We start from the raw sequence: 21547 nt of genomic DNA on the forward strand, positions 1-21547 counted from the left end.
ACGGGGCGAATTTTACGGCCGATAATGGCGGCTGGTAATAGTCAATCGAAGGATTTTCATCCCTCGTAGTTTGTATACAATCTATTTTTGGCCGTAAAACTTTGGAATCGAAAGAATGGACAAGTTCGACCGCAAAATCCTTGTTGCACTGCATGAAAATGGCCGTTTGAGCTTTGCGGAACTTGCTCGTAGAGTGAACCTTTCTGCCCCGGCGGTGGCAGATCGGGTGGAAAAACTGGAACGAAGCGGCGTGATAAGTGGCTACCGCGCAATCATCAACCCCGAAAAGCTGGGTTATCCGATTCAGTGCGTGATCGAGCTGACGGTGAAGAACCTGGAATACTACGGCGTGGTGGACAAGCTCAAAGCCATGCCGGAGATCATCGCCTGCGATTCGATTACCGGCAGCAGCGGGCTGATGATACGCGTGGCGGTGGACAGCATGAGCACGCTGCAGGAAGTGATTGCCCGCCTGATGCAGTACGGCGATACCAAGACCTCGATGGTGATAGACCAGCCGGTGCCGCCGCGCATTCCGGCACTGCGCGAGGACGACTAGCAGGTAATCGCCACACTACATCGGCTGCCCCTGCTGTTGCCAGGGGCTTTCGCCACGTTGTAGTCGAATTACACGGCATGCCGCCGCCCCGCTGCTGCACGAATGGCGTTCACTCCAGCGAGTGAGCGCCATTTTTTTGGTGCTTCACGCGCGTAGCTTGGGCACAGGCCTGGGCCGAGCCCGCCGACAAGGTTGCGGTGGTTGGCACGCTACGCTTTGCCCTCCCTACGACTGCCGTGGCGCTTTCGTAGCCCGGATAAGCGCAGCGCATCCGGGGATCACATTGCCAAACCTGGCCCCGGATGCGCCTGCGGCTTATCCGGGCTACCGGGGGCGCATTGACGGAGGCGCAAGCGTAAAGTGAATGCCCGGAGGGTGATCCGCCAGCTTGCGGCCAACGCTCCACCCGAACGGCTGAACGCCATGGTGGCTTGACCACCAAGACGGTATCTACAAAAAAATGCCTGCCCTTGCGGGGCAGGCGAGCGGGTCTATGCACAAAAGAAGCAACAGAAAGGGTGCCGCGAAAAACCCTGGTTTCTAAGCGAGACAAGGCGCGAGCGAAAAATTTCGACGCAGCATATGCGTGATATGTAAGGCGAAATTTTTCGTGAGCAACGCAGTATCGCGACGAAAGCGGGCGTTTTTCGAGGTGCCCGGAAGAACTAAAGAGCAAGGCAGCCGTCTCCACACGGCTACCGGTATGAAACCATTACTACCGGCGCCAGCCTTGGCCACGCCGGCAGGGTAATTACTTGGCCGCAGCCCAGGCCTGGGCGGTATCCAGCATGCGGTTGGAGAAGCCCCATTCGTTGTCGTACCAGGACAGCACCTTCACCTGGCGGCCGTCGATCACGCGGGTCAGCGTGGAATCGAACACGCTGGAGGCCGGGTTGTGCATGAAGTCGATAGATACCAGCGGCAGGGTGTTCACCGCCAGCACACCTTTCAGCGCGCCGTTGGCCGCAGCGGTCACAATCTCGTTCACCTCGGCCACGCTGGTATCGCGCGCGGCGGTAAAGGTGAGATCCACCAGCGATACGTTGGCAGTGGGCACGCGCACGGCGAAGCCATCCAGCTTGCCTTTCAGCTCCGGCAGTACCAGGCCTACCGCAGCGGCGGCGCCGGTCTTGGTCGGAATCATCGACAGTGCGGCGGAGCGGGCACGGCGCAGGTCGCTGTGCTCGGTATCCAGCAGCACCTGGTCATTGGTGTAGGAATGCACGGTAGTCATCAGGCCGTGCACCACGCCCAGGGTATCGTTCAGCGGCTTCACCAGCGGCGACAGGCAGTTGGTGGTGCAAGAGGCGTTGGACACGATGGTCATGTCGCTGCGCAGGGTGTTGTCGTTCACGCCGAACACGATGGTGGCGTCGGCATCATCCGCCGGGGCGGAGATCAGCACCTTCTTGGCGCCGGCTTGCAGATGCAGGCCAGCCTTGTCGCGCTTGGTGAAGATGCCGGTACATTCCAGCACGATGTCCACGCCCATCTCGCCCCACGGCAGCTCGGCCGGGTTGCGTACCGACAGCAGCTGGATGGCCTTGCCGTTCACCACCAGCTTGTCGCCTTGCAGCGCCACGGTGCCGGGGAAGGGGCCGTGGATGGAATCGTATTTGGTCAGATGCTCGTGCAGCTCCGGGTTGCCCAGGTCGTTGATGGCAACGATTTCAATATCCTTGTCGGCAAAACGTTCCTGCCAGGCGCGCAATACCATGCGACCGATGCGGCCGTACCCGTTGATGGCCAGTTTCAGTGCCATGTCTGTCTCCTTGTTTGCGGGTGATCTCTGCGTGCCTGCTGCACGCCAGCTGTGCGACCATCGTTGACCCATTCGCGCTTGTACTCAACGGTTTTCATGGCTGTAGTGTGTGCACTACCAACACTTTCACCGTAGCAAAGCGTCATGCTGGTGCAGGAATAATTTGTTGCTTGCCTGGTATCGATACCAGCGCGTTTGCAATGTCACCCGTAGCCCGGATAAGCGAAGCGCATCCGGGGAAACAGTGGGTATGCCGGTCCCGGATGCGCCTACGGCTTATCCGGGTTACGAATGCGTGATCCACAGAGTAAGGCTAGCCGTACGCCGCACATAAAAAGCGGCGGCAGTATCCGCTTCGCGGATGATGATTGAAGTCGCCGGTTCCGCCCGGCGGACGGGCCAGGGGGCGTACCGCCGCCCCCTGGCAACCCCGCTCGCCCTAATGGTCCGCGAAACCCCGGCCAAAACGGCATTCGCCAGGCGCCGGCAATTCGCCGTTTGCTAACGTCAAACGGCTCAGCTGCCGTCTTAAAACCTGGCGAATACCATTTTGACCGGCGCTCCCCGTAGGGCAATCGGGCGCTACACAACGTTGGCTGCAGCCTGGCTTGGCTGCCAGGCCGTAGCCCGGATAAGCGCAGCGCATCCGGGGAAACAGTGGGTATGCCGGTCCCGGATGCGCCTGCGGCTTATCCGGGCTACGAATGCGCGATCCGCAGAGTAAGGCTGGCCGCACGCAGCACAAAAAAAGCGGCGGCAGGCATTGCTGCCTTGCCGCCGCCAGCCCCGCCGGGGGGCGGGCTTGGGAGGAAATGCTTGTCGATCAGGCCTGCAGCAGCTGGGCGGTCAGTGCCACGTCGCCGGCCACCACCACGTGCAGCAGGTTGCCCGGCAGCGTCATCACGCCGCTGGCACCCAGCGCCTTCAGCTGTGCTTCGTCGATGCGGCCGCTGTCGGCCAGCTCCAGCCGCAGGCGGCTGCCAGCTACCACCGAGACCCCGCGCAGGTTGGCTTCGCCACCCAGTGCGGCCAACCATTGCTGGCGGTCGCCAGTGGCACTGGCTGCAGCCACACCGTGCTGCAGCGCGTCGCGGATCTGGTCGGCCACCAGTTCGGCTTCCGGCCCCAGTACCACCTGCACGCTGCCGGCGGCCGGCTTGATCAGGCCGCGCGAGCCCAGCGCCTTCAGCTCCGCCTCGTCCACCTTGCTGTTGTCCACCACCTGCAGGCGCAGGCGGGTGGTGCAGGCATCCACGTTTTTGAGGTTGGCCGCACCGCCCAGCGCGCTGATGAAGCCACCGGCACGGCCACCGATGCTGCCGGTGGCCACTGCCGGCGCGGCGCCGGCTACGGCTTCCTCACGGCCCAGAGTCATCAGGTTGAATTTCTTGATGAAGAAGCTGAACAGGCCGTAGTACACCGCGAAGTAGGCAATGCCCACCGGCACCAGCAGCAGCGGTTTCTGTGCAATGCCGAAGTTCAGCACGTAGTCGAACAGGCCGGCGGAGAAGCCGAAGCCCAGGTGCACGCCCAGCGAGTGCATCAGCGCCATGGAGATGCCGGTGAGCACGGCGTGGATGGCGTACAGCGCCGGCGCCAGGAACATGAAGGCGAACTCCACCGGCTCGGTGACGCCGGTCAGTGCGGCGGTAAGCGCCATCGACAGCAGCACACCGCCCACCGCGGCCTTGTTTTCCGGGCGTGCGGCACGGTACATCGCCAGGCAGGCAGCCGGCAGGCCGAACATCATCACCGGGAAGAAACCGGACATGAACATGCCCGCGCTCTTGTCGCCGGCAAAGAAGCGGGTGAGGTCGCCGTGCACCAGCTTGCCGGCGGCGTCGGTGAAGTCACCCAGCTGGAACCAGGCAAAGGTGTTGATGATGTGGTGCAGACCGGTGACGATCAGCACGCGGTTGAGCACGCCGTAGATGAACAGGCCGAACTCGCCGGCGCCGATGATCCAGTGCCCCACCGCATCGATGCCCTGCTGCACCGGCGGCCACACATAGCCCAGCACCACGCCGGCCAGCAGCATGGCAAAGCCGGTGGCGATGGGCACGAAGCGGCGGCCACCGAAGAACGCCAGGTAGGACGGCAGCGCGATGTCCTTGTAGCGGTTGTACAAGAGGCCGGCACTGATGCCGGCGGTGATGCCGGCCAGCACGCCCATATTGATCTTGGCGTCGATCACCTTCAGCACCGAGGTCAGCACCAGGTAGCCGATGGCACCGGCGAGACCAGACGCCCCGTTGTTGTCCTTGGCGAACCCCACCGCCACGCCGATGGCGAACAGCAGCGCCAGGTTGCCGAAGATGGCATCCCCCGCCTGCGCCATCACCGCGATGCCCAACAGATCGGGCTGCCCCAGGCGCAGCAGCAGGCCAGCCACCGGCAGCACGGCAATCGGCAGCATCAGGGCGCGGCCCAGCTGCTGGATGCCGGCAAACTTGCTAGATGTAGTCACTTGTTTCTCCCTCATCACTCTCTGTGTGTGGGCCGCTGCCGCTGGCAGCTGCCGCTATTCCCCCGCCGTGCGCTACGACAGGGTTCTGCTTACGATCTGCGGCACGGCGGCGATATCGCGGTGGCACCGTCTTGTTGCGCCAAAGCGCTGCAGATCGTGAAGGTTCTCACTGCGCTACAACGTTGGCCGCAGCGGCCAGCAGCGCGCGGACCTCGGTGGCGGAGCGCTGCTGCTGCAGTGTCAGCGCCAGTTCCTGGCAGGCGGCGGCATCCAGCTGCCGCACGCGGTGCTTGATCTCCGGCACCAGCGCCGGGCTTACCGACAGCTCGGTCACGCCCAGGCCCACCAGTGCGGCGGTGGCCTGCGGGTCGGAGGCCACCGCGCCGCACACCCCCACCCAGCGGCCGTGCTGGCGGGCGCCGTGCACGGTCAGCGCGATCAGCCGCAGCACTGCCGGGTGCAGCGCGTCCTGCCGCGCGGCCAGCGCCGGGTGGCAGCGGTCCATCGCCAGCGTGTACTGGGTAAGGTCATTGGTGCCGATGGAGAGGAAGTCGGCATGCTCGGCCAGCTGTGCGGCCAACAGTGCCGCCGACGGCACCTCGATCATCACCCCCAGCTGCGGCCGCTCGCTCAGGCCCAGCTGGCTGGCCAGTGCCTCGATGCGCTCGCGTACCCGCAGCAGGTCGGCCACGTCGGTCACCATCGGCAGCAGAATGCGCAGGCGCGACAGCGGCTTGAGCTGCAGCAGCGCGGTGAGCTGCGCGTCCAGCACTTCCGGCATCGCCAGGCTGGTGCGGATGCCGCGCAGCCCCAGCGCCGGGTTTTCCTCGGCCGGCAGCGGCAGGTAGGGCACGTCCTTGTCGCCGCCGGCATCCAGGGTGCGGATGATGGCCGGGCGGTCTTCCAGCGCATCCAGCACCGCCTGGCAGGCGGCACGCTGCTCCTCGCTGCCTGGCGCGTCAGTGCGTTCGGTAAACAGGAATTCGGTGCGCAGCAGGCCCACGCCGTCGGCGCCGTGCAGCACTGCGTCGCGGGTTTCGGCGGCGTTCACCACATTGGCTGCCACTTCGATATGCACGCCGTCGCGGGTCAAGGCGCGGCCGGCGGATTGCTCGCGCAGCGCCAGGCGACGCGCTGCGTGGGCGGCGATCTGCTGCCGCGCCAGCGCCACGGCGTCAGCATCCGGCTGCGCCTCCAGCCAGCCTTCGCCGGCATCCAGCACCGCCTCGGCACCGGCCGGCAGCTGCAGTGCCGCCGGGCCACAGGCCACCAGCGCCGGAATGCCCAGCGCGCGCGCCAGGATCGCCACGTGGTTGCTGGCGCCGCCACGGGCCAGCACCACGCCGGCCACCTGCGCGCGCGGCAGGCGGGTGAGTTGCGACGGGGTCAGGTCGTCGGCCACCACGATGGCCTGTGCCGGCAACTGCGGCGCGCCTTCGCTGGCTGGATCGCTGCCCAGCAGCACGTCCAGCACGCGGCGCTCCAGGTCTTTCAGGTCGGCCACGCGCTCGGCCAGCAAGGCATTGCCGAGGCCCAGCAGTACTTCGCTCTGGGTACGGATGGCGCTGCGGTAGGCGTGGGCGGCACTACGGCCATCGACGATGAAACGCTCGGCGGCCAGGTTCAGTTCCGGGTCGTCCAGCAACGCCAGGTGTGCGCCGAAGATCTCGCTCTCGGCGCGGGCGCCGCGCTGGCCGGCCAGCGCAATGTCGGCCTCGATATCACCGCGCACCTGCGCCAGTGCGCCGTGCAGCGCGGTAAGTTCGGCTTCCACGCCGGCGCCGCGCTCCGGCACCGCGCGGTCCTGCTCTGCCAGCAGCACCAGCTGGCCGACAGCCAGCCCAGGTGCGGCGCAGATACCACCCAGCTTGCCGTCGTTGCGGGTGGCGATGGTGGTTTCAGGAACCGTGGCAACGGCATGGCCGGCTTCGCTGCGGGTTTGCAGTGCGGCCAACATGGCAGCCAGTGCCGTTTCGGCATCGGCGCCGCTGGCGTGCACCGTAACGCTATCGCCTTCGCCCACACCCAGCCCCATGATGCCAACCACGCTGCGGGCGCTGGCATGCTTGCCGCCAAAGCCGATTTCGATTTGCGCTGCAAAGCGCCGCGCGGTGTGCTGCAACAGCGCCGCCGGACGGGCATGCAGGCCGCCTTCGTGCGCCACCACCGCCTGAGCATGATGGCTGTTGCCGCTGGCGGTAGTAGCTTCAGCGGCTACGCCCAAGGCGCGGATATCCAGCAACACGCTGCTGCCGGCCTGCACCACCCCGTGCGCTGGCGTACCCAGCTGCATGTCGTCGCTATTGGTTACCACCAGCACGGTAATCAGCGACGGCGCGCGCTGCGCCACGCTGTCGATGTCGATATCCACCAGCAGCTGGCCGCAAGCCACGCGGTCGCCCACGGCAACGCGCGGGGCAAAGCCCTGGCCGCCCAGTTTCACGGTGTCGATGCCGATGTGCAGCAGCAGCTCGGCACCGTTGGCCGCACGCAGCGCCACCGCATGGCCGGTAGAAGATACTTGGCTGATCTCGCCGTCGCACGGCGCCAGCAGGGTAGAGGACAGCGGCTCGATGGCCAGGCCCTGGCCCATCATGCCGCCGGCGAATACCGGGTCCGGCACCTGGCTCAGCGGCAGCACCACGCCGGACAAGGGCGCGCGCAGGGTAATGGTTGCAGTCATGTGACGCCTTTCTCTGTACCGTGTTGCGCGCGCAGCTTTCCCCGCCGGGCGCGCAGCATGTGTTGTATCGCCACGGTGGACCGCGGTCGTTTAAGTGCTTGGTAAGGCTTGTTCGGTCGAGCTGGCGGCCCGGGCAGGAGAGGGAATCACCCGGGCAGACCACCCTGTTTACAGCGTGCAGGTCACCTTGTTCAGGTGTCGCGGTTCATCCGGGTTCAGCCCGCGCGCCTCGGACAGGCGCGCCGCCATCAGGTAGAAGCTCTGGATCGCCAGCAGCGGGTCCAGCGCTTCGTCACCGGCCACGGCCAGGCTCAGGTCGCGGCTGGCCACGTCCGCCGGCGCCGCCAGCAGCACGCGGGCGCCACGGCCGCGCATCTCCTCCGCCAGCGCAATCAGGCCGGCCTGTTCCGGGCCGCGCGGCGCGAAGATCAGCAGCGGGTAGCCGTCGTCGATCAGTGCCATCGGGCCGTGCTTGATCTCGGCGCCGGAGAACGCCTCCGCCTGGATGGCGCAGGTCTCCTTGAATTTCAGCGCCGCCTCCAGCGCCACGGCGAAGCCCAGGCCACGGCCCACCACCATGATGCGTTCAGCGCCGTGCAGCACGTCGATGGCCGGTGACCAGTCCTGGCGGGTGGCTTCCTGCAGCGCCTGCGGCAGAGCCTCCAGCGCCGCAAGCAGGGCGGCGTCGCGCTGCCAGTGCGCCACCAGGCGGGCGACGGCGGACAGCGAGGCGATGTAGCTCTTGGTGGCGGCCACGCTCTTTTCCGCGCCGGCGCACAGGGGCAGCGACCATTCGCAGGCGGCGGCCAGCGGCGAATCTGGCTGGTTCACCAGCGCCACGGTACGGGCGCCGGCTTTGGACAGCGCCGCCATGGTGTCCACCAGGTCCGGGCTGCGGCCGGACTGCGACAGCGCCACCGCCAGCTGCCCGCGCACCGCCAGCGGCGCGTGGTGCAGGGTGATAAGCGACATCGGCAGCGATACCACCGGGGTGCCGGTGCGCTGCATCGCCAGGTAGGCGAAATAGTTGGCCGCATGGTCCGAGCTGCCACGGGCCACGGTCAGCGCCAGCTGCGGCTGTGCCTTGGCCAGTTCGCGCCCCAGCAGCGCCAGCCCTTCGTCGGCGTACATGTGTTGGGCGGCTACCGCTTCGGCGGCAAACAGGGCTTCATCAAGCATCAGGCTCAAGGCACTCTCCTTCTACGTACACGTGTTGCACAAACAGGTCGGAATCCATCACCACGATGTCGGCCCAGGCGCCGGTTTCCAGGCGGCCGCGGTCGGCCACGCCCAGGTAATCGGCCGGGTACAGCGACAAGCGGTTGCTGGCCTGCGCCAGCGGCAGGCCGATCTGCACCAGGTTGCGCAGCGCCTGATCCATGGTCAGGGTGCTGCCGGCCAGGGTGCCGTCGGCCAGGCGCACCCCGCCCATGCACTTGGTCACGGTGTGGGAGCCCAGCTTGTATTCGCCGTCCGGCATGCCGGCGGCGGCGGTGGAATCGGTTACGCAGTAGAGGCGCGGAATGGCGCGCAGTGCGGCGTGCATCGCCCCCGGGTGCACGTGCAGCAAGTCGGGGATCAGCTCGGCGTATTCGGCGTGCGCCAGCGCGGCGCCCACCATGCCCGGCTCGCGGTGGTGCAGCGCGGTCATGGCGTTGAACAGGTGGGTAAAGCCGCTGGCGCCTTGCTGCAGCGCGGCCACGCCGTCTTCGTAACTGCCCAGGGTGTGGCCCAGCTGCACGCGGATGCCGTCGTCGCTCAGGCGGCGGATCACTTCGTGGTGGCCGGCGATCTCCGGCGCCAGTGTCAGCACCTTCAGCGGCGCCAGGCTGCGGTAGTAGTCGATTTCGGCCATCACCGCGGCCACGGCGTCGTCCGGCTGGGCGCCGAGCTTACCGGGGTTGATGTAGGGGCCTTCCAGGTGCACACCCAGAATGCGGGCACTGCCGGCGGCGCGCTCGCCGGCCAGCTGGCCCAGCGCCATCAGCACGCGGGAGAGTTCGGCGCGCGGCGCGGTCATGGTGGTGGCCAGCAGCGAAGTGGTGCCAAAGCGGGCGTGGGTGCAGGCTACATGGTTGGCCGCAAGGCCCGCTTCCATGATGTCCACCCCGCCGCCGCCGTGTACGTGCAGGTCGATGAAACCGGGCAGCAGGTAGCGTGCCGGCGTGCCGCCTGCGGCCAGGCGGCCGTCGATGGCGGCGATGCGGCCGTTGTCGTCCAGATGCAGCTCGCCATCCAGCCAGCCGGCGGTGGTCAGCATGCGTCCCTGCAGTACCCGTGTGTTCATCGTCTCAGCTCTGCCACAAAGTCGTAGTAATCATTGCGACACCAGGTGTCGGTCAGTTCTATCGCCACGTTGTCGGCGGTGTAGCCGATACGCGTCATCAACAGCATCGCCTCGCCCTGCTTGATGCCGGCGCTGGCGGCAATGTCCGGCCCGGCGTTCACCGCGCGGATGTGCTGCAGCGCGCGCACCACCGGGTGGCCGGCAGCATCCAGGAAGGCATACAGCGAGCTGCCCACCGCCTGCGGGTCCGGCAGGTAGGCCAGTGGCAGCGTGCTCTGCTCGATGGCCATCACCACGCCGTCCGCCAGCCGCTGGCGCTTGAGCCGTACCACTTGCGCGGTGGGCGACAGCCCCAGCTTGATCACCTCGTCGTGCGTGGGCGTGGCGATGCTGCGCTCCAGCCATACCGACGACGGTTCAAAACCCTTCTGCTTCAGCATCTCGGTGAAGCTGGTCAGCCGCGACAGCGGTTGCTCCAGCCGCGGGGTGATGAAGGTGCCGGAACCATGGCGGCGGCGAATCAACCCCTGCTCCAGCAGCACATCCAGCGCCTTGCGGGCGGTAACGCGTGAGATACCCAGCTCGTCGGAGAAGGTGCGCTCCGACGGCAGCGCCTCGTCGGCCAGCCACCAGCCGGCGTTGATGGCGTCGGCCAGCTTGCGGGCGAACTGCAGGTACAACGGCGTGCTCTGCGCCTCGTCCGGTTTCAGTGCCTGCCAGCGTTCATCCATGGCGAAATCCTCAAGTGGTCTTGGAAAGGCATCAGTTTACGTGCTGGCTGCCTGCCGTCCCAACCGCTGTGTTGCCGCAAAATTAATACCACTACCCAACCACGTCAATACCAGTTGTAGACCAGTTGCAATGATTGGCAAGGTTGCAACGCAGCATTCAGGACGTGGAAAAGCACAGAAAAATGCCGGGCCGCGCCAGTGCTGGCGCTGCGGGGCATTGTGGACGCATGGCAACTGGTATTAAGCAGGTATCAAAAAAGCAACACAGGGAGTAAACGCAGGGGGAAAAGTTGGCCGCATGGGCTGGGGAAAACAGCCTGACGGGTAATGAGGGGTAGGGCGGAAGCCCCGCAGGGGCGTTCCGCCAACAACACAAGTAGGTAGTACGTAGCCCGGATAAGCGCAGCGCATCCGGGGAAAAAGTGGGTATGCCGGTCCCGGATGCGCCTGCGGCTTATCCGGGCTACCGCGCCAGCTCGTACGCAACAAAAAACCGCCCAGCAGGGCGGTTCGGCAAGACAAGCAGTGGCAACAGGCGCTAGCGCGGCGTCTTCTTCCAGCCGATCAGCACCACGCCGGCCAGGATGATGGTCATCGACAGCAGCTCGGCCGGGCCGATGTGCTCACCAAGCAGGCCCACTCCCAGCAGCACCGCGATCACCGGATTGACGTAGGCATAGCTGGTGGCGGCAGCGGCGCTGACGTGCTGCAGCAGGAACATATAGGCGGTGTAGGCGATCAGCGAGCCGAAGATGGCCAGGTACAGCATGGCCAGCCAGCCGTGCCAGCCAGGCATGGCGGCCAGCTGTTCGCCGCTGATGACGCTGCCCAGCAGCAGTACGATGCCGCCGCTGAGCATCATCATGGCGCTGGACATCAGCCCCTTGGGCTGGGTGAGATGCCGGCTCCAGGCCGAGCCCAGCGCCCAGCCTGCACTGGCGAACAGCAGCGCGGCGGCGCCGGCCGGTGAGGCCTGCAGGTTGGCGCCCATGTTCAGCACCACGATGCCGGCAATGCCCAGCAGCACGCCGGCCAGGTCCATGCGCCGCGGTTTGTGGCCGAACAGCCGTGCGAACAGGATGGCAAACAGCGGCACGGTGGCCACCACCAGCGCGGCCACGCCGGACGACACTTCCTTTTGCGCCAGAGTAACGAAACCGTTGCCGATGGCCGGCATCAGCACCCCGAGGATGGTGGCGCCCTTGAGCTCGGCCAGCGTGGGGTTGGCCGCACCGCGCCAGCGCAGGTAGCCGTACATCAGCGCACCGGCCAGCACGAAGCGCACGCCGGCCATCAGGAACGGCGGCCAGTCGGCCACGCCCACGCTGATGGCGAAATAGGTGGAGCCCCAGATCAGGTACAGGGCGAGAAAGGAAGCGAGCAGCTTGAGCTGGTGACGGCTGAGAGTCATGACGGATACCTTGGCAATGCTGGCACAATGCCCGCTGCCGCCAGCCAGGGCAAGGGCCTGGGCTTGAAAACGCTGTTCTGGAAGTCGGCTATCGGAATCGATAAATGGCAATTGCCGGTACGGATTCCTATGCTGGAAATGTTGTCCGCCAATACCCGAGCCGCCGCCGCCACCATGCCCGACGCCGATATCTTGTTCCCGATTGCCGATGCCAGCTGGCTGCACCGCCTGCTGCAGCATCTTCCCGACCCGGTGTGGCTGAAGGACCAGCACGGGGTATACCAGTATTGCAATCAGGCCTTCGCCAATATGTTCGGCTGGGGGGCCGCGGACATCATCGGCAAGCGCGATGCCGACCTGGTGGATCACGACCTGGCCGATTTCTTCCGCGCCCGCGACCTGCTGGCAATGCACCACGGTCGCGCGCTGGTGAACGATGAATGGATCACCTTTGCCCACGATGGCCACCGCCGCCTGCTGCAGGTGATCAAGACGCCGCTGTACAGTGGCCGGCAGCTGGTGGGGGTACTGGGCATTGGCCGTGACATTACCGATCTGCACTCGGTACAGCAGCAGCTGGCGGAGCGCGAGCGCACGCTGCGCTATGTGATGCAGGCCACCGGCGAAGGGGTGTGGGACTGGGATATCGCCAGCGGCATCCTGCAGCACAACTGCCGCTGGAGCGAAATCACCGGCATTGCCATTGGCCGCGAGGCGCACCCGCTGGACGAGTTCGTGGGGCGGGTGCATGCGCAGGACCTGCCGGCGGTGCAGTCGCTGCTGGATAGCTGCCAGCGCGGCGAGGCGCCGTATTACAGCGAGTACCGCATCTGCCGCGACGATGGCCGCACGGTGTGGGTGATGGACCGTGGCGATGTGGTGGAGCGCAATCCGCATGGCCTGCCCAAGCGCATGGTGGGCAGTCTCAGCGATATCACCATCCGCAAGCAGGCCGAGCAGGCGCTGCGTGCCAGCGAGGCGCGCTTTCGCGCCATTTTCGAGAATGTCGATGCGCTGGCTATCCAGGGCTATGCGCCGGATGGCACCGTGCTGTACTGGAACCATGCGGCCAGCCTGCTGTATGGCTACAGCCCGCAGGAGGCGCTGGGGCGCTCGCTGTACGAGCTGATCATCCCGCCGCCGGCGCGCGAGCTGGTGCGGCAGGATGTGCGCTGGATGTTCGAGCATCAGCAGGGGGTGCCGGCCGCCCATCTGCGGCTGCTGCACAAGGACGGCCACCTGGTGGACGTGCATTCCAGCCACACGGTGGTGAATACCGGCGATCAGCTGATGCTGTTCTGCCTGGATATCGACATGAGCGCCCAGCTGCGGGCCGAAAGCGCACTGCAGGAAAGCGAGCAGCGCTACCGCGCGCTGTTTGCCGCCTCGGCCGACGCCATCCTGGTATTGCACGGGGATGTGGTGGTCGACATCAACCCGGTGGCGGCGCGGCTGTTCGGCTGCGAGGTGTCGCAGCTGTTGCAGCGCACGCCATGCGAGCTGTCGCCGCCGCTGCAGCCGGACGGGCATGACTCGCAGGCGCTGGCCAGCCATTACCTGCAGAAAACCCTGGAGCAGGGGCTGTGGCAGTGCGAATGGCGCTTCATGCGGCCGGATGGCAGCCAGTTCGATGCCGAGCTGCAGCTGACCGTGGTGGAACTGGGGGCCGAGCGCCACATCCTGGCCACCTGCCGCGACATCACCCAGAAAAAGAAGGACGCCGCGCTGATCTGGCAGCAGGCCAACTTCGACCAGCTCACCGGCCTGCCCAACCGCTACATGCTGCAGAACCGGCTGGCGCAGGAAGTGGCGCACTGCCAGCGCGATGGCGACCAGCTGGCGCTGCTGCTGCTGGACCTGGATCACTTCAAGGAAGTCAATGACACCCTGGGCCACCGCGCCGGTGACCAGCTGCTGCAGCTGGCTGCCCACCGGCTGCAGGCCTGTGTGCGGCATGTGGATAGCGTGGCGCGGCTGGGGGGCGACGAGTTCACGGTGATCATCAGCCGGCTGGACCATGCGCAGCAGGCCGGCGAGCTGGCGGAGCGCATCCTGCAGGAGCTGGGGGCGCCATACCAGCTGGGCGACGACGTGGTGTATGTGTCCACCAGCATCGGCATCACCATTTTTCCGGATGACTGCCAGGAGCTGGATGCTCTGCTCAAGAATGCCGATCAGGCGATGTATGCGGCCAAGGCACAGGGCCGCAACCGCAGCTGCTTCTTTACCCCGTCGATGCAGCTGGCGGCGCAGGCCAGGGTGCGGCTGGGCAAGGACTTGCGCCAGGCGCTGGCGGAGCAGCAGTTCGAGGTGTACTACCAGCCGGTGCTGGCGCTGGACGGCGGCCATATCAGCGGGGCCGAGGCGCTGCTGCGCTGGCAGCACCCGGAGCGCGGCTGGATCAGCCCGGCGGAATTCATCCCGCTGGCGGAAGACAGCGGCCTGATCGTGGCGCTGGGCGACTGGGTGTGCCAGCAGGTGTGCCAGCAGCTGCAGCACTGGCGGCAGCTGCGGCCGCAGCTGCGCATCAGCGTCAATGTGTCGCCGATCCAGTTCTTTGCCGATGATGGCCGGCTGCAGCACTGGCCGGCGCTGCTGGCGCGGCACGGCTTGCCCGGCGACAGCCTGGTGCTGGAAATCACCGAGCGCCTGCTGCTGGACAACCGTGAACAGGTCAGCACCCAGTTGGCCGCACTGCGCGCCTTCGGCATTCGCGTGTCGCTGGATGACTTCGGCACCGGTTACTCGTCGTTGTCCTACCTGAAAAAATTCGCCATCGACTACCTGAAGATCGACCAGTCCTTCGTGCGCCATCTGGAGGCCGACGACAGCGACCGCGCGCTGTGCGAGGCGATTATCGTGATGGCACACCGGCTGGGCATGTGCGTGGTGGCCGAGGGCATCGAGCAGCCGGCGCACCTGCAGTGGCTGCAGGCTGCCGGCTGTGACTTTGGCCAGGGCTACCTGTTTGCTGCTGCCATTCCCGCGGCACAGTTCGAGCAGCTGCTGCTGGCGGAAGACACCATGCCGCGCCACGGCTAGCGTGGCGGCCGCGCCACGCGGCAGGGATATATCCGGCCAGCGGCGTGCAATCAGCTGCGGCGCGCGCTACAGTCTGCCGTCGTCTTCCATGCCATCGCCCAGTCATGCACGCGCAGCCAGAGTCCTCCTCCCGCCCGGCGTTTCCGCTTGCCCATCGCCCGGTATCGCTGCATGGCGTGGTAGCCACCGCCAGGCTGCTGGCTGAACGCGGCGTGGCGGTGGAGGCACTGCTGGCCGGCAGCGGCATTCCGCCGCAGCGGCTGCAGGAGCCGGCACGGCTGATCAGCCTGCACCAGGAGCTGCGCATCTTCGACAATGCCCGCCGCCTGTCCGGTGACGAGTCGCTTGGCTTGCGCCTGGGCAAGGCGATGCATATTTCCAGCTACGGCATCCTCGGCTACACCATGCTGGTCAGCCCCACGGTGCGCGTGGCGCTGGAAACCGCCATCCGCTTTCCCCTGCTGCTGGGCAGCTATTTCCGCCTGGCGGTGGAGGAGGATGGCCGCCAGGCGCGGCTGCTGGCGCGGGATTACGCCTGCCAGCCGGATCTGTATCGCTTCAATGTCGAAATGTGCCTGTCGTCGATGTGGAGCATCGTCTGTGACTGCATGGGCGTGTGCTGGCCGCCCACCGCCGTGCACATGCGCTTTGCCGAGCCGGCCCATGCCGCGCTGTATCCGCAGATTTTCGGCCAGCAGGGCCTGTTTTCCTGCAGCGAGGACGCGCTGCTGTTTCCGGCCAAGTGGCTGGACCGGCCGCAGCCGCTGGCGGACGCGGTGAGCTTTCACATGGCGCAGGAACAATGCGAACGGCTGCAGAGCCAGTGGCTGGCCAGCCAGGGCACGGCGCTGGTGGCGCGGGTGCAGCGGCTGCTGCAAACCGACCCGGCGCGCTTTGCCTGCATGAGCGAGCTTACCGCCGTGCTGCATATGTCCGAACGCACGCTGCGGCGCAAGCTGGCGGCTTCCGGCACGACATTCCAGGCGCTGCTGGACGAGGCAAGGCAGCAGCAGGCGCTGCAGCTGTTGCAGCACAGCCAGCTGAGCATCGGGCAGATCGCCGAGCAACTGGGCTTTGCCGAGCCCGCCAGTTTCCGCCATGCCTTTACCCGCTGGACCGGCCGGCGACCTTCGGAACTGCGCCGCTAGGGCGATAGAACTTGGCCGGAATTATCCCTTTGTTGGCCGCTTACCCCCTGTCATGCAAGGGTGATCCTGCAGGCAGAATGTAAGAAAAAAGCAAGACGGACAGCGCAAGGCTTGCCTGCCTCCATGCAGTCGCATGCGACTGTACGGCAGTGCATGATCCGCCACGACCAAGAGGAGGAACTGCCATGATCCAGACCTGTGTGGCAACCGGCACGCTACTGCTCACCCCTGCCTTGCGGCAGCGCACGCAATCCGTCGCATCCATCATCAGCATGCATTCGCAGCCGACAGCCGTGGCTGCGGCTCTCCAGCCCTCCAGCCCTGTTGTTCTGCGTTCGCCGCCAGTGCTGAACGCGGGCTGACGTTCATTTCCCCGGTCGCTGTTTGCGGCCAACCCCAGCTATTCCGATTCCGCTTTCCTATGCCCGGCACAGGAGGATTACGCATGCCCGCAGACCGTGCAGCCATTGAAATCGACCAGGTGATCAAGCGCTTTGGCGACAGCGACCACGCCGTACTGGCGCTGGACGCCGTGTCCATCAGCATTAGCGAGAACGAATTCTTTACCCTGCTGGGGCCGTCCGGCTGTGGCAAGACCACGCTGCTGCGCATGATCGCCGGCTTCGAGGACCCCAGCGGCGGCGACATCCGCCTGTATGGCGAGTCGCTCACCGGCAAGCTGCCGTTCCAGCGGCCGGTGAACACCGTGTTTCAGAGCTATGCGCTGTTCCCGCACCTGACGGTGGCCGAGAACATCGCCTTCGGCCTGGAAATGCGCGGCGTGGCCAAAGCCGACATCGCCCCGCGCGTGGACAGCATGCTGCGGCTGGTGAAGCTGGAGGGCTTCGCCAAGCGTCGCCCGCACCAGCTGTCCGGCGGCCAGCAGCAGCGGGTGGCGCTGGCGCGCGCACTGGCGCCGCAGCCCAGGGTGCTGCTGCTGGACGAGTCGCTGTCGGCGCTGGACCTGAAGCTGCGCAAGGAGATGCAGGTGGAGCTCAAGCGCCTGCAGCGCGAGACCGGCATCACCTTCGTGTTCGTCACCCACGACCAGGAAGAAGCGCTGACCATGTCCGACCGCATCGCGGTGCTGTCGGCGGGCAAGGTGCAGCAGATCGGCAGCCCGGAGGCGATCTACGACCGCCCGGCCAACCGCTTCGTGGCCGATTTCATCGGCGAGACCTCGTTCCTCAGCGGCCATATTGCCGCCGAGCAGCTGCACTTCGGCGCCGCCGGCAGCCTGCCGGCCAGCGTGCTGGATCGCCAGGGCGATGGCGTGGCGGCAGTGGCGGTGCGCCCGGAGCGGCTGCAGTTGGCCGCCAATGGTGCTGACGGCACAGGCTTGCAGGGCGTGGTGTCCGAGGTGGTGTACCGCGGCGTGGACACGGTGTACACGGTGCAGCTGGCCGACGGCCAACCCTGCCGCGTGCGCAACACCAACAGCCTGGGCGCCAGCCGGCTGGCCGACGTGGGCGACCGGGTGTGCTTGACCGCGCAACCCGGCGCCTTCCATCTGCTGCAGGAGGCAAGCCATGGCTGATGCCCGCGCCCGGCTGCGGCAAACCTTGCTGCTGGCCCCCACCACGCTCACGCTGCTGGTGTTCATGCTGCTGCCCATGCTGCTGATGGCATGGATGTCGGTGCTGCAGCCGGACACTTACGGCGGCGTGCGCTGGCACGACTGGAGCCTGGATGCCTATGTGCAGTTTCTGTACGAGCGCGATCTGGACGACAGCCTGCTGCTGAATACCGATTACCTGCAGATTTTCCTGCGCTCCTTCCTGCTGGCCGGTTTCGCTACCGTGGTGACGCTGCTGATCGGCTTTCCGGTGGCGCTGTACATCGCGCTGAAAGACGAAAAAACCCGCCAGCGGCTGATCCTGCTGGTGTCGATTCCGTTCTGGACCAACCTGCTGGTGCGCACCTACGCCTGGATCCTGTTGTTGCGCAACAGCGGCCTGATCGACAGCGCGCTGTCTTCGCTGGGCCTGGGCAGCGGCGCGCTGGACATCCTCTACACCCCCAGCGCCGTGGCCATCGGCTTCGTGTATTCCTTCCTGCCGTTCATGATCCTGCCGATCTACACCAGTCTGGAAAAGCTGGACTGGCGCCTGGTGGAGGCGGCCTTCGACCTGGGCGCCAACCGCTGGCAGGCGCTGCGGCGGGTGATCCTGCCGCTGGCCATGCCGGGCATCGTCGCCGGCTGCCTGATGGTGTTCATCCCCGCCATCGGCTCGTATTACATCCCCGAGCTGCTGGGCGGCGGCAAGAGCCTGATGATCGGCAACCTGGTGCAGAACCAGTTCGGCACCGCCCGCAACTGGCCGTTCGGCGCCGCGCTGTCCTTCATGCTGCTGGCGCTGGTGCTGGTGAGCATGCTGATCTACACCCGGCGCTTCCAGCGCCCGCCAGGAGAGTGACATGCAGAACTCGCACAAGCTGTGGCAGTTCCGCGGCGTCAGCACCACCGCGCTGCTGGCCTTCGTCTACCTGTATCTGCCCATCGTGGTGCTGGTGGTGCTGTCGTTCAACGCTAACCGCATCGCCACGCTGTGGACCGGCTTCTCGCTGGACTGGTACCTGCAGGTGATGGACAACGACAACATCCTGCGGGCCACGCGTAACTCGCTGATCATCGCCAGCGGCGCTACCGTGCTGTCCACGCTGTTCGCCACCATGGCGGCGCTGGCCATGAGCGGGCGGCGCTTTCGCGGCCAGGCGGCGATCAACGCCATGCTGGGCCTGCCGCTGCTGGTGCCGGAGATCGTCACTGCGGTGGCCACGCTGCTGTTCTTCCTGGCGCTGGGGCTGGAGCTGGGGCTGACCACGGTGCTGATCGCCCACACCGTGTTCTGCATCCCCTTCGCCTATCTGCCGATCCGCGCGCGTCTGGCCGGGTTGGACCCACGGCTGGCCGAGGCGGCGGCCGACCTGTACGCCGGGCCGTTCGCGACCTTCCGCCGCGTGACGCTGCCGCTGATCCTGCCCGGCATCCTGTCCGGCGCCATGCTGGCCTTCATCGTGTCGCTGGACGACTTCGTGATCACCTTCTTTGTGGCAGGGGCCGGCGCCACCACCCTGCCGGTGTACATCTTCGGGCTGATCCGCATGGGGATCACGCCGGAAGTGAATGCGGTATCCGCCTTGTTGCTGTTGGTGTCCATCGTTTTTGTGGTGCTGTCCTACTGGCTGGGCAAACGCCAGGCCTGACCGATCCTTCCGGGAGAAACCCAATGAAACCTAGCAAGCTGCATGTTGTGACGTTGTCCCTCGGCCTGTTGGCCGCAAGCCCGGCCATGGCCGCCGGCGAACTCAACCTGTACAACTGGTCCGACTACATTCCGCAGGGGCTGCTCAAACGGTTTGAGAAAGAAAGCGGCATCAAGGTGAACCTGGATGTGTTCGATTCCAACGAGTCGCTGCTGGCCAAGCTCAAGGCCGGCGCCAAGGGTTACGACGTGGTGGTGCCATCCGACTACATGGTGAAGATCATGGTGGACGAAGGCCTGCTGGAGAAGATCGATGTCAGCAAGATGCCCAACTTCAAGCTGGTGCAGGCGCCGCTGGACAAGCCGGATTTCGACCCGCAGCGGGCGTATTCCGCACCGTATATGTGGGGTGTCACCGGCTTTACCTACGACGCCAGCCGCGTACCCGGCGGCAAGCTGGATGCCAGCTGGAAGAGTTTCTTCCAGCCGCCGGCGCAGCTGAAAGGCAAGATGGTGGCGCTCAACGATGTCTCCGAGTTGTACAAGGCCGCTGCCATCTACCTGAAGCTGGATCAATGTACCGAGGACCCGAAGCAGGCCAAGCGCATCCAGGAGCTGCTGGAGCAGCAAAAGCCGCTGCTGGCGATGTACAACTCCGACGGCACCATCGAGCGCATGCAGGCGCAGGAGGTGATCATGCACCAGCAGTGGAACGGCGCCGCCTACCGCACCCGCCAGAAGCTGAAGTCGGCGGTGTTCGTGTACCCGAAGGAAGGCATTCCGTTCTGGAACGACAACCTGGTGGTGCCCAAGGGCGCCAAGAACCGCGACAACGCGCTGCGTTTCATCAACTGGATGATGGACCCGAAGAATATCGCCGAGGCATCCAACTTCACCGGTTACAACAACGCCATCAAGGGCTCATCCAATTACTTCCTGGCCGATCTGAAGGCCGACCCGGCCATCAACCCCACCCCGGCAATGCGCGCGCTGTTCGTGCCGAACAAGAACTGCTCGCCCAAGGCCAACCAGCTGCGCGACCGGGTGTGGACCAAGCTGAAGAAATAGACCGCCAGGCCACTGCGGCCAACCTTTCCCTGTGTGGATAACAACGGAGCTGCGCCCCGGCGCGCAGCTCCGGGGAGACGCTCATGCTGACGATTTACAGTGATGACCACCACCTGCACCACGGTACTGCCGAGCTGATCGACGGCACGCTCAAGCCTTGCTTCGAAATGCCACGCCGCGCCGACATGGTGCTGGAGCGCGTGCGCAAGGTGGGGCTGGGCGATATCGCCGCCCCGCGCGAATTCGGCCTGGATCCGGTACTGCGCGTGCACGATGCCGGCTACGTCGCTTTCCTGGAAACCGCCTGGAGCCGCTGGAGCGCCGACGGCCGCAGCCACGACGCGCTACCGCTGGTGTGGCCGGTGCGCGGCCTGCGTACTGACCGCAAACCACAGGATATCGATGGCCTGCTGGGCTATTACTCTTTCGATGCCGGTGTGCCGATCACTGCCGGCACCTGGCAGGCGATACGCTCCTCGGCCAATGTGGCGCTGACCGCGCTGGACGAGCTGCTGCGCAGCCAGCGCAGCAGCTTTGCGCTGTGCCGCCCGCCTGGCCACCATGCCGCCGCCGACTACATGGGCGGCTACTGCTACTTCAACAACGCGGCCATCGCCGCGCAGGCGCTGCGCGATCAGGGGGCGGCGCGGGTGGCGATACTGGACGTGGACTACCACCACGGCAACGGCACGCAGAGCATCTTCTACCAGCGCGCCGACGTGATGTTCCTGTCGCTGCATGGCGACCCGCTGGTGGAGTATCCGTACTTCCTCGGCCATGCCGACGAGCCGGGGGCTGGCGAAGGACTGGGCTACAACCACAACTACCCGCTGCCGCACGGCACCGACTGGGCGCGCTATCAGCAAGCGCTGCAGGACGCCTGCCAGCGCATTGCCGACTACGCGCCGGACGCCATCGTGGTGTCGCTGGGGGTGGATACCTTCGAGCACGATCCGATTTCGCGCTTCAAGCTGAAGAACGACGACTACCTGCGCATGGGCGAGCTGATCGGCCGGCTGGGCAAGCCCACCCTGTTCGTGATGGAGGGCGGCTACGCGGTGGAGGATATCGGTATCAACGCGGTGAACGTGCTGAGCGGCTTTGAAAGCGTAGCCGGCTGAGGCTCCCGCACCTCATGCCACGGCGGGCGTAGCGACAAGCTGCGGCCCGCTACTTTGTTTCC

The 21547-nt window shown here is 65.9% G+C and carries 16 protein-coding genes; 9 read left to right on the forward strand and 7 right to left on the reverse strand.

All coding sequences use genetic code 11. The annotated features are described in order from the left end of the window. Positions 1 to 115 precede the first annotated feature (115 nt). Positions 116 to 559, forward strand: a complete 444-nt coding sequence (locus tag ACFOKJ_RS15570; RefSeq protein WP_390281273.1) for an Lrp/AsnC family transcriptional regulator — start codon at positions 116 to 118, stop codon at positions 557 to 559. Positions 560 to 1310: 751 nt separating this feature from the next. Here the strand turns inward: ACFOKJ_RS15570 and gap are convergent. From gap to yedA, 7 genes are all read right to left on the reverse strand, one after another. Next, positions 1311 to 2321 carry a type I glyceraldehyde-3-phosphate dehydrogenase gene (gene gap, locus ACFOKJ_RS15575; protein ID WP_390281275.1) on the reverse strand — a complete coding sequence of 337 codons (1011 nt, stop codon included), beginning with the start codon at positions 2319 to 2321 and terminating at the stop codon, positions 1311 to 1313. An 823-nt stretch (positions 2322 to 3144) separates the two neighbouring features. Then, on the reverse strand, positions 3145 to 4788 hold the full coding sequence (nagE, locus tag ACFOKJ_RS15580; protein ID WP_390281277.1) for an N-acetylglucosamine-specific PTS transporter subunit IIBC: 1644 nt from the start codon (positions 4786 to 4788) through the stop codon (positions 3145 to 3147). Between the two features lie 166 nt (positions 4789 to 4954). Next, on the reverse strand, positions 4955 to 7471 hold the full coding sequence (gene ptsP, locus ACFOKJ_RS15585; protein ID WP_390281280.1) for a phosphoenolpyruvate--protein phosphotransferase: 2517 nt from the start codon (positions 7469 to 7471) through the stop codon (positions 4955 to 4957). Between the two features lie 168 nt (positions 7472 to 7639). After that, positions 7640 to 8650, reverse strand: coding sequence for an SIS domain-containing protein (locus tag ACFOKJ_RS15590; RefSeq protein WP_390281320.1), 1011 nt, complete (start codon positions 8648 to 8650; stop codon positions 7640 to 7642). Continuing rightward, on the reverse strand, positions 8643 to 9758 hold the full coding sequence (nagA, locus tag ACFOKJ_RS15595) for an N-acetylglucosamine-6-phosphate deacetylase (protein ID WP_390281282.1): 1116 nt from the start codon (positions 9756 to 9758) through the stop codon (positions 8643 to 8645). Before nagA ends, ACFOKJ_RS15590 begins: the two co-directional genes overlap by 8 nt. Beyond that, positions 9755 to 10489, reverse strand: coding sequence for a GntR family transcriptional regulator (locus ACFOKJ_RS15600; protein WP_189375157.1), 735 nt, complete (start codon positions 10487 to 10489; stop codon positions 9755 to 9757). The genes nagA and ACFOKJ_RS15600 overlap by 4 nt, the downstream gene beginning before the upstream one ends. Positions 10490 to 11027: 538 nt before the next feature. Further along, positions 11028 to 11900 carry a drug/metabolite exporter YedA gene (yedA, locus tag ACFOKJ_RS15605; protein ID WP_390281284.1) on the reverse strand — a complete coding sequence of 291 codons (873 nt, stop codon included), beginning with the start codon at positions 11898 to 11900 and terminating at the stop codon, positions 11028 to 11030. Positions 11901 to 11927: 27 nt separating this feature from the next. Here yedA and ACFOKJ_RS15610 point away from each other — a divergent pair, with 27 nt between their 5' ends. The 8 genes from ACFOKJ_RS15610 (at position 11928) to ACFOKJ_RS15645 (ending at position 21485) form a co-directional block, all read left to right on the forward strand. After that, a complete protein-coding gene (locus ACFOKJ_RS15610; RefSeq protein WP_390281286.1) occupies positions 11928 to 14942 on the forward strand; it encodes a sensor domain-containing protein in 3015 nt (1004 codons plus the stop codon). A 104-nt stretch (positions 14943 to 15046) separates the two neighbouring features. After that, positions 15047 to 16090, forward strand: coding sequence for an AraC family transcriptional regulator (locus ACFOKJ_RS15615; RefSeq protein ID WP_390281288.1), 1044 nt, complete (start codon positions 15047 to 15049; stop codon positions 16088 to 16090). 185 nt (positions 16091 to 16275) lie between these two features. Continuing rightward, positions 16276 to 16452 carry a hypothetical protein gene (locus ACFOKJ_RS15620; protein ID WP_390281290.1) on the forward strand — a complete coding sequence of 59 codons (177 nt, stop codon included), beginning with the start codon at positions 16276 to 16278 and terminating at the stop codon, positions 16450 to 16452. Positions 16453 to 16535: 83 nt separating this feature from the next. Beyond that, positions 16536 to 17627, forward strand: a complete 1092-nt coding sequence (locus tag ACFOKJ_RS15625; protein ID WP_390281292.1) for an ABC transporter ATP-binding protein — start codon at positions 16536 to 16538, stop codon at positions 17625 to 17627. Next, on the forward strand, positions 17620 to 18507 hold the full coding sequence (locus ACFOKJ_RS15630) for an ABC transporter permease (RefSeq protein ID WP_390281295.1): 888 nt from the start codon (positions 17620 to 17622) through the stop codon (positions 18505 to 18507). Before ACFOKJ_RS15625 ends, ACFOKJ_RS15630 begins: the two co-directional genes overlap by 8 nt. A gap of 1 nt (position 18508) precedes the next feature. After that, a complete protein-coding gene (locus tag ACFOKJ_RS15635; protein WP_390281297.1) occupies positions 18509 to 19297 on the forward strand; it encodes an ABC transporter permease in 789 nt (262 codons plus the stop codon). Between the two features lie 23 nt (positions 19298 to 19320). Next, complete coding sequence (locus ACFOKJ_RS15640) at positions 19321 to 20364, forward strand: extracellular solute-binding protein (protein ID WP_390281299.1); 1044 nt, start codon at positions 19321 to 19323, stop codon at positions 20362 to 20364. Positions 20365 to 20447: 83 nt separating this feature from the next. After that, complete coding sequence (locus tag ACFOKJ_RS15645; protein WP_390281301.1) at positions 20448 to 21485, forward strand: histone deacetylase family protein; 1038 nt, start codon at positions 20448 to 20450, stop codon at positions 21483 to 21485. Positions 21486 to 21547 lie beyond the last annotated feature (62 nt).

The sequence above is a fragment of the Vogesella amnigena genome, assembly GCF_042648905.1.
In the GTDB taxonomy this organism is placed as follows: Bacteria; Pseudomonadota; Gammaproteobacteria; order Burkholderiales; family Chromobacteriaceae; genus Vogesella; species Vogesella amnigena.